Raw genomic sequence first — 7,964 nt, forward strand, 5'->3', positions numbered from 1 at the left:
CCGCGTACGTCGCCTGGTCCCGGGAGTCGGTGGCCGGTGACGCCCGGGGCAGTGAACCGCTGGTCAAGAACGCCACCGAGGAGAACGCGTTCTTCGGCTGGCCGCTGGTGATCCTGGTGGCCGCGCTGGTCTGGTGGATGCGCCGCAACGCGGCGGTGCTCGGCCTGGCCGCGGTCGGCCTCGTGTTCGCGCTCTTCTCGCTCGGCCGGGAGATCCGCTACGACGGACGCGACACCGGCATCCCCGGCCCGTGGGCCGCGCTGGAGAACCTGCCGGTCCTGCACTCGGTGGTGCCCACCCGCTGGTCACTCGCGCTCACCCCGATCATCGGCGTGCTGCTCGCGCTCGGCGCCGAGCGGGTCCGCCGGCTGGCCGCCCGGCATCCGGACGCACGCGGGCAGATCCGGTTCGCCACCGTCACCGTGCTCGCGATGGCGCTGCTGCCGATCCTGCCCACCCCGCTGCCGGCCAAGCGCCTCGAACCGACCCCGGCGTTCGTCACCTCCGGCGCCTGGCGCCCCTACGTCGCCGACGGACGCAGCATCGTCACGCTGCCGCTGCCCGACACCACGTACGCGGTTCCGCTGCGCTGGTCCGCCGAGACCCGGCTGGACATGCCGCTGGCCCGCGGCTACTTCCTCTATCCGGACACCCGCCCCGGCGGGGACCGGATCGCGCTGTTCACCGCGCCGCCGCGTCCCACCAGCACGTTCTTCGAGACGGTACGGCGCACCGACGCGGTTCCGCCGATCACGCCGCAGGACCGGGTGGCCGCCGTGGACGACCTGCGCTACTGGCGGGCCGGCGCGGTGATCCTCGACCCCCGGCTGCCGCAGGCCGACGCGCTGCGCCGGGCGATGACGGAGCTGAGCGGGATCACGCCCACCCGTACCGGCGGGGTGTGGTTGTGGGACGTCCGGCCGCTGGCCGACTGACCCGTCAGCCCTGGCGGACGCAGCAGCCCTGGCACACCTTGGGCCGGGGCAGCGTGAACGCCAGGCAGCAGGTGCGCCGCTGCACTGTCGGCTCGCCGGCCGGGCCGGGCACCAGTTCGACCAGGTCGTTCAGGTCGAGCGCGCCGAGCAGCGTGCCGACGGTCGCCACGGACGAGCCGGGCAGCGCGTCCGCCGCGCGCAGGATGCCGTGCGCGATGCCGGAGGCCACCGAGCCGAGCAGCGTACGGGTGCCGATCCGCACCTCGCCCTGGATGGCGGCGATCAGCGGGGCGAAGTGCGCGTCGAGCAGGGACGCGCGCAGCGCGCCGAGCAGCGCGGCCTCGTCCGGCACCACGACCACACCCGGCGCGCCGGCCAGCGCCAGCGGGTCACCGGGCAGCACCGCCACCGGGGTGGACGCGCGCAGCCCCAGCGTGAGCAGCTGGTGGTGGTCCTCGAAGTGCACGAGGACGTCGGCCGGGTCGAGCAGCGGCACCCGCCGGGCCGACGCCCAGCCGAGCACCGCTGGGAGCGCCGTCCAGTAGCTGTAGGACTTCCACGCGAGCGCGGCACAGGCGTGCGGGGTGCCGCCCCAGCGGCGGCCGGCGCGGGTCAGGAACTCGGGAAGCAGCGTGCCGTCGATCAGCCGGGCGGCCGGGGACCAGCGGTCCAGCTCGTCGCGGACCAGCAGGCCGGGCGCGAGCCCGGGCAGGTCGTCGGTGCCGAACATGGCGCGCAGGGTCGCGGTCACCGGGGCGAACGGGGTGGCGGCGTCGCGCCCCGGCATCACCGCAGTCACCTGGCCGTCCCCTGTCTGGTCGCCCTGTCGGCCGGCGCGTGCCGTCGACCGAAGCTAAGGCTAGCCTAACCACTCCCTCGGCGGGAGGGGAAGTGACGTCGCGGTGTCGCGGGGAGGTCCCGGTCACTCCGGCGCCGGTCGCGTACTACCCGGCCCGGAAGACGAAAAACGCCGCCGGAAACGGCGACGCACGGTGTAAGGATCGATGCGCTCCGTTCAGATGTCAAGGTGTATGTCGAATATGAGGCAGTTTCCGTACACGTTCGGCCACCCAACGTGAAAATGGGCTTCCCGCCACGAGGAAGCTGATGACGACCTCACCGATCGAGCGTGCCGCGGACTCGTTCGCGGCGGAACTTGCCCGGCACCGGACCGGCCGAGGGCTGTCCAAGAAGCAGTTGGCGACGCTGATGGGCTTCGACCCGTCCTACGTCAGCCACGTCGAAGGGCGCCGGCACCGGCCCACCGAGGACTTCGCCCGCCGCGCCGAGGCCGTCCTGGAGGCCAGCGGCGCGATCTGGCAGCGCTTCCGGGAGTACGACGAGCTGCGGCACGGCCGCGCCGGCGGAGCGCACCGCGACCCGCCGGTCCCCGGGCAGTGGCTGCCGCCCGGCACCGGCCTCGTGGTCGAGCGCGAGGTGGCCACGCTCACCCACATCGGCGACGGCTACCACTGCGCGATCCGGCGGGAGCTGTACAACGCGGGCACCGAACCGGTCACCCGCTACCTGGTCCGGGTCGCCGTCGACCGCTACCCGAACGACCCGGGCCGCTCCAACCGGCACCACCGGGAACACCCGCTCACCTTCGCCGAGCTGCAACTGACCGCGTACCGGGACGACGGCAACGGACGCGAGCCGATGCACTGGCGGGCCAAGCACGACCGGGACGCGTTCAAGGAGATCTGGCTGCTCTTCGAGAACGACGAGGGACGCTTCCCGCTCTACCCGGGCGACCGGGTCACCATCGAGTACGCGTACCGCGTCGGCCAGGACAAGTGGGGCCCCTGGTTCCAGCGGGCCGTACGCCTGCCCACCCGGCACCTGGCGGTGCGGCTCGACCTGCCCGCGGACCTCGACCCCAAGGTGTGGGGCGCGGAGACCTCGCTGTCGGCCGAGGAAGGACCGCTGCGTACGCCGATCCAGCGTGCCTCCGACGGCGACCGGGTGATCTTCGACTGGGGGACCGACGACCCGCCGCTCAACGCCCGCTACCGGATGCAGTGGCGGTTCCGCAGCCCGCAGGCGGACGCCGAGCCGGACAGCGCGCCCACCGGCGGCGCCCGGGTTCGGGCCAGCGACCGGATGCGTGCCGTGGGCATCGTGCAGCGCGGCGACGACCTGCTGCGGCAGCCGGCCCGCCAGTTCGACCTGCCGGCCGAGGAACGGCACGCCCGGCAGGTCATCGACCGGCTCGCCGCGATGCTGGCCCGGCTGGACGAGCTGCACCCGTTCAGCAAGGGCGTCGGCCTCGCCGCGCCCCAGCTCGGCATCGGCTGGTCCGCCGCGCTGGTCCGGCCCGCCGACCGCGCGGCCGAACCGGTGGTGCTGCTCAACCCGCGCGTCGTGGACACCGCCGCCGAGACCGACGAGCAGTACGAGGGGTGCCTCTCCTTCTTCGACCACCGCGGCCTGGTGCCCCGGCCGCTGCGGATCGACGTGGAACACGCGCTCTGGGACGGCAGCCGGGTGATCACCTCGTTCGAGTACGCGATGGCGCGGCTGGTCGCGCACGAGATCGACCACCTGGACGGGCGGCTCTACGTCGACCGGATGGCGCCCGGCGTGCCGCTCGTGCCGGTGGAGGAGTACCGCGAGACCGGCACCCCCTGGCGCTACTGAAACGGGGGGCCGGGTCGCGTGCCCCAGGGGGCGGGGGCACGCGACCCGGCTCGGGGGGAGCAAGGTTCAGAGGTTGCCGAACGTGTCGTACCGGATGTGGTCCGGCGGGACGTCGTCGGCGGCGAGCGCCCGCAGGGTGGCCCGGACCATCGCGGCCGAGCCGGAGACGTAACAGTCGTGCGTGGTCCACGGCCCGTACCGGGTGACCACCTCGGACACGTCACCGAGTTCGCCGCCGAAGTCCGGGTCCTCGCTGCACGACGGCGTCACCGACAACCACGGGTGGGTCGCGACCAGGTCCTCCAGGCCGGCCAGCCCGTACAGCTCGTCCGGGCGGCGCGCGCCGTAGAAGACGTGCACCCAGCGGGTGCGGTTGACCCGGGTCAGCTCCTCCACCAGCGCCTTGATCGGCGCCAGCCCGACCCCGCCGGCCACGCAGAGGACGTCCCGGGTGGACTCCGGATCAAGCGTCATCGAGCCCATCGGCGCGGCCACCCGCAGCAGGTCACCCGGCTTGGTGCGGCGCACCAGCGCCCCGGACACCCAGCCGGCCGCGCCGGGCGGCGTACGCACGTGGAACTCCAGCACGTTCTCCTCGTTCGGCGCGTTCGCCACCGAGTACGTCCGCCACACCCGCGGGTGGTAGCGGGGCACCTCCACGCTGACGTACTGCCCCGCCTGCCACGGCAGCGGGTGCTGGAGCGCGCGTACGGTCAGCACCGCCGTGTCCGGGCCGTGCCGCTCGTGGGTGAGCACCTCGGCGTGCCAGTACGGCGGGTTGCCGTCGGCCTCCGCGCCGGCCAGCATCCGCGCGCTGATGCTCGCGTACGCCTCCCGCCACGCCTGGTCGTACTCCAGGTTCCAGCCGTCCCCGGCGGTGCTGCGCAGCGCGTCGAGCAGCGCGACACCCATGGTCGCGTAGTGCTCGGCCGTCACGTGGTACTTCCGGTGGTCCCGGCCCAGCGCCCGCAGGTACTCGTCGAAGCTCTCCGGGTCGCCCACGGTCTGGGTGGCGGTGACGATCGCCTCCAGGATCCGGTCGCCCTGCCCGTTCATCTGCACCGGGAAGAGCTTGCGCAGCTCCGGGTCGAGGAGGAACAGCCGGGCGTAGAAGTGACCGCTGAGCCGCTCCCGGTCCTCCTCGACCAGGGCCCAGCTCTCCTTCAGCAGCCGCGCGAAGTTCTCCACAGGGGCACGCTCCTTCTCCGTACGGGCGGATCGGCAGCCATAGAATCTCCACGGAGCGTGTACGTCGGTCGCACAGACTGTGCGATCGCCGGGCCGGGACGCCGAAGTGATTTCATGGTCCGGTGACGGTTGACGAGCTGGCCCGCCCGGTCTCCCGCCGGATGCTGGGCACCGAGACGCTGCTCGTGCTCGGTCTGTCCCTCGGCCAGTCGGCCGTGTACGCGCTGGTGTCGCTGATCGCGAAGCTCACCGCGACCGGTGGGCTGTCCAAGCAGACCGCCGCGCTGAACACCTCAGCGTCGGCCCGGCCCTACCTCGACCTGACGTACCAGCTGCTCGGGATCGTCTTCGCGCTGCTGCCGGTGCTGCTCGCCGTACACCTGCTGGCGCGCGACCCCGGCGACCCGGCGCGGACGCTCGGCGTCGACTTCCGGCGGCCCGGCTCGGACCTGGCGCGGGGCGCGGGCCTGACCGCGCTCATCGGCCTGCCCGGGCTGTCGCTGTTCTGGGCGGCGGCGCAGCTCGGCCTCAACGCCACCCTGGTCCCGGCCGCGCTGCCCGACCTCTGGTGGACGGTGCCGGTGCTGATCCTCGCCGCCGTGCAGAACGCCGTGCTGGAGGAGGTGATCGTGGTCGGCTACCTGATCACCCGGCTGCGGCAGCTCAACTGGCGGATCGGCGCGGTGCTCGCCACGAGCGCGCTGCTGCGCGGCTCCTACCACCTCTACCAGGGCTTCGGCGCGTTCGTCGGCAACGCCGTCATGGGTGTGATCTTCGGGCTGTTCTACCTGCGCACCCGCCGGGTCGCCCCGCTGATCGTCGCGCACACGCTGCTCGACATCTTCGCGTTCGTCGGGTACGCGATGCTGCCCAAGTCCTGGTTCGACTGGCTCTGATCCCGGCTGCCGGCCTGATGGCTTCGCCGGGTCGGCGAGGTGGCGGTGTCGCGGCCCGACGGACCCCACCACCTCGCCGAACACGCGTCGATCAGGTACGGCCGGGCCGGTACCGGGCGACCGCCCGCGCGGCCACCCGCTCGGCCGTCGCCGTACCGCCGATCGCCGCCGCCAACGCCGCCGCACCCGGCAGGCGCCGGGCGGCCAGCCGCAGCCCGAGCCACCCGCCCGCCTGCGCCGCCACCGGCGTCGCCAGCCGCCACGCCGCCTCCGCCACCCGCCCCCACGGCCCGTCCGCCGGCTCGCCGGCCGCGCGAGCCGCCGCCAGCGCCGCCCGTGCGGTGCCGTCGTCCGGGTGCACCAACGTCAGCACCAGCAGCTCGGCCGCCCGATCCGGATGCGCCGGATCCCGCCCGTACGCGGCGGCCAGGTGCAGCACCAGGTTCGCCTGCGTCCAGAGCACCGCTGCCAGCTCCGCGACCGGCGCGAACATCCCGGCGCCGGCCGCCAGCGCCCCACCCGTACCGGCCATCCGGACGAACCGCCGCGTCGCCAGCCGGGCCACCCCGTCGGCGTCCGCCTCCGGGTAGGCCCGCCGGACCTGCGCCACCCAGTCCCGGGCGCGCGGCCCGAGCGCCTCCACCGCCGCCAGCGCCAGCAGCTCCGGCGCGAACCCGGGGTGGTCGCGCAGCTGCGGCCCCACCGCCCGCCAGCCCTTTTCCGGGGTACGCGCAGCGTGCCGGACGTCGACGGTGACTGGCAGGGTCTCGGGCTTGTCGTACGGCTGCGCTTCTACCGGCGGGTCCAGGGCGGGCGGTTCGGTCTTGCGACTCTCGTCGACGGCGGGTTGATCGACGGCCAGGGCTTGATCGCCGGCTGCGGCTGCGGGCTCGGCGGGGTCGACCGCTGACGCGGGTGTCTCCGGTGCCGGAGTGGTCGCCGTGACGGCGGTGGCGTCCGTGGCCGCCGTCGAGGCCTCCGTGGTCGTGGGGGTCTTGGCGCTCTTGACGGTCCGGGTTGCCTTCTTGACGGCGGGAGCGGCCTTCTTGACCGGGGGAGCGGCCTTCTTCGGGACGGCCTTCTTCGCGGCGGGCGCACGGCGGGTCCGCTTCGGCGTCTCGTCCTCGCTCGGCGGCTCGGTCGGCACCGACTCCTTGGCCGGACGGCGTGTTCGCGCGATCGGCTTGGCGGAAGGCGTACTCGCTTCGGCCTCCGCGGGCACGGGGTCGGGCTGCGCGGCGGCAGGCGTACCCGGATCGTTTGTCGAAGGCTCGGCGGCCGGGCGTGGTCGCGGTGCCGGCGCTGCGGCGTCGGCCGCCGTCGGCGGCTGGAAGACGACGTTCGGCGCGGCCCGGCGCGGACGCCGGGGTGGCGGTGTGTCGCTCGTCGCGCTCCCGGCGGGAGGCTCCGGCGTGGGTGGCGGGCTGAAAGTCGGTCGGGGGGAGCGGGTCCGCCGGGCCTTCGCGGCAGGCTCGCGACGGGGCGGATCGCTCGGCGGCTGCTCCTGCATATCGATGGAGCGTAGCCGTGGACGTGATCTGGCACACGACGGAAACGCGGTCGTGAGGGCCGGTCCCGGCATCCGCTTTGCCCCGGGCGGGTGCGGGCCTGTATCCTCGGGCGCGGTGACCTCAGGGTCACCAGGGAGACTTCGCCTAGTCTGGTCTATGGCGCCGCACTGCTAATGCGGTTGGGGTCTTAAAGCCCCTCCCGGGTTCGAATCCCGGAGTCTCCGCGCGAAAGCCGGTTGTGTAGACTGGCCGAGCACAAGCGCCCGTAGCTCAACGGATAGAGCATCTGACTACGGATCAGAAGGTTAGGGGTTCGAGTCCCTTCGGGCGCACAGGGTTTGACCTGCGGAAACGCCCCTCCGGCGATCGATAATGATCGAACGGAGGGGCGTTTTTCGTGCATCCATGGATGCACGCAGCACCGCTGACGCTGGCTGTTCGTGACGGAAAGTCGCCAAAGGGGTGGGTGCTGGGCCCTGTAGCGGTGACCACGTCGTCGAAGCCGCCGCTGCGGTGCCTGATCGGCCGGGCATCCCGAGGTCGACCAGACCTTCTGCTGTCTCAGCGATCAAGCGCCGGATAGTCGGCAGAGCGCGCCTGTCGAAGCCGGTCGACGTCACCGTCCTCAGGCTGCCGCAGCCAATCCCGGGGCCGCGCTCATTCATGACGTTCACGTTTGGCCCCCGACACTCGTTGTGGTCGGTGATGGGTGGATAGAACAGATGTGCTATCGAGTTGATCACCGAGCGATAGCGGAGCGGCTTTACGTGCCTACGTGCACGTCCGATGTACGG

General features: G+C 73.0%; 5 protein-coding genes, 2 tRNA genes and 1 pseudogene. 5 read left to right on the forward strand and 3 right to left on the reverse strand.

Going from position 1 to position 7,964, the window contains the following annotated elements; genetic code table 11:
- Positions 1-935, forward strand: a pseudogene (locus A8711_RS28155) (hypothetical protein); the annotation flags it as partial.
- A gap of 4 nt (positions 936-939) precedes the next feature.
- On the opposite strand, the gene A8711_RS28160 reads toward A8711_RS28155, so the two are convergent.
- Positions 940-1,722, reverse strand: a complete 783-nt coding sequence (locus A8711_RS28160) for a hypothetical protein (protein ID WP_064448844.1) — start codon at positions 1,720-1,722, stop codon at positions 940-942.
- Between the two features lie 320 nt (positions 1,723-2,042).
- On the opposite strand from A8711_RS28160, the gene A8711_RS28165 reads away from it, so the two are divergent.
- Entirely contained in the window at positions 2,043-3,575 is a 1,533-nt protein-coding gene (locus A8711_RS28165) for a peptide deformylase (protein ID WP_064448840.1), read from the forward strand.
- Between the two features lie 66 nt (positions 3,576-3,641).
- Here A8711_RS28165 and A8711_RS28170 read toward each other — a convergent pair whose 3' ends face one another.
- Positions 3,642-4,763 (reverse strand): globin domain-containing protein, encoded by a 1,122-nt coding sequence (locus tag A8711_RS28170; RefSeq protein ID WP_043327787.1) that lies wholly within the window; start codon positions 4,761-4,763, stop codon positions 3,642-3,644.
- A 122-nt stretch (positions 4,764-4,885) separates the two neighbouring features.
- Between A8711_RS28170 and A8711_RS28175 the strand changes: the two genes are divergently transcribed.
- Positions 4,886-5,659 carry a CPBP family intramembrane glutamic endopeptidase gene (locus tag A8711_RS28175; protein WP_069089874.1) on the forward strand — a complete coding sequence of 258 codons (774 nt, stop codon included), beginning with the start codon at positions 4,886-4,888 and terminating at the stop codon, positions 5,657-5,659.
- A gap of 91 nt (positions 5,660-5,750) precedes the next feature.
- Here the strand turns inward: A8711_RS28175 and A8711_RS32995 are convergent, their stop codons facing one another.
- The gene (locus A8711_RS32995) at positions 5,751-6,806 is read right to left on the reverse strand and encodes a hypothetical protein (RefSeq protein ID WP_255365710.1); all 1,056 of its coding nucleotides are present in this window, start codon (positions 6,804-6,806) and stop codon (positions 5,751-5,753) included.
- Positions 6,807-7,303: 497 nt separating this feature from the next.
- On the opposite strand from A8711_RS32995, the gene A8711_RS28185 reads away from it, so the two are divergent.
- Positions 7,304-7,394: transfer RNA gene (locus A8711_RS28185), tRNA-Ser, on the forward strand.
- A 35-nt stretch (positions 7,395-7,429) separates the two neighbouring features.
- A tRNA-Arg gene (locus A8711_RS28190) sits at positions 7,430-7,502 on the forward strand.
- Positions 7,503-7,964: the final 462 nt, after the last annotated feature.

This window comes from Micromonospora sp. II (assembly GCF_001709195.1).
In the GTDB taxonomy this organism is placed as follows: domain Bacteria; phylum Actinomycetota; class Actinomycetes; order Mycobacteriales; family Micromonosporaceae; genus Micromonospora; species Micromonospora chalcea.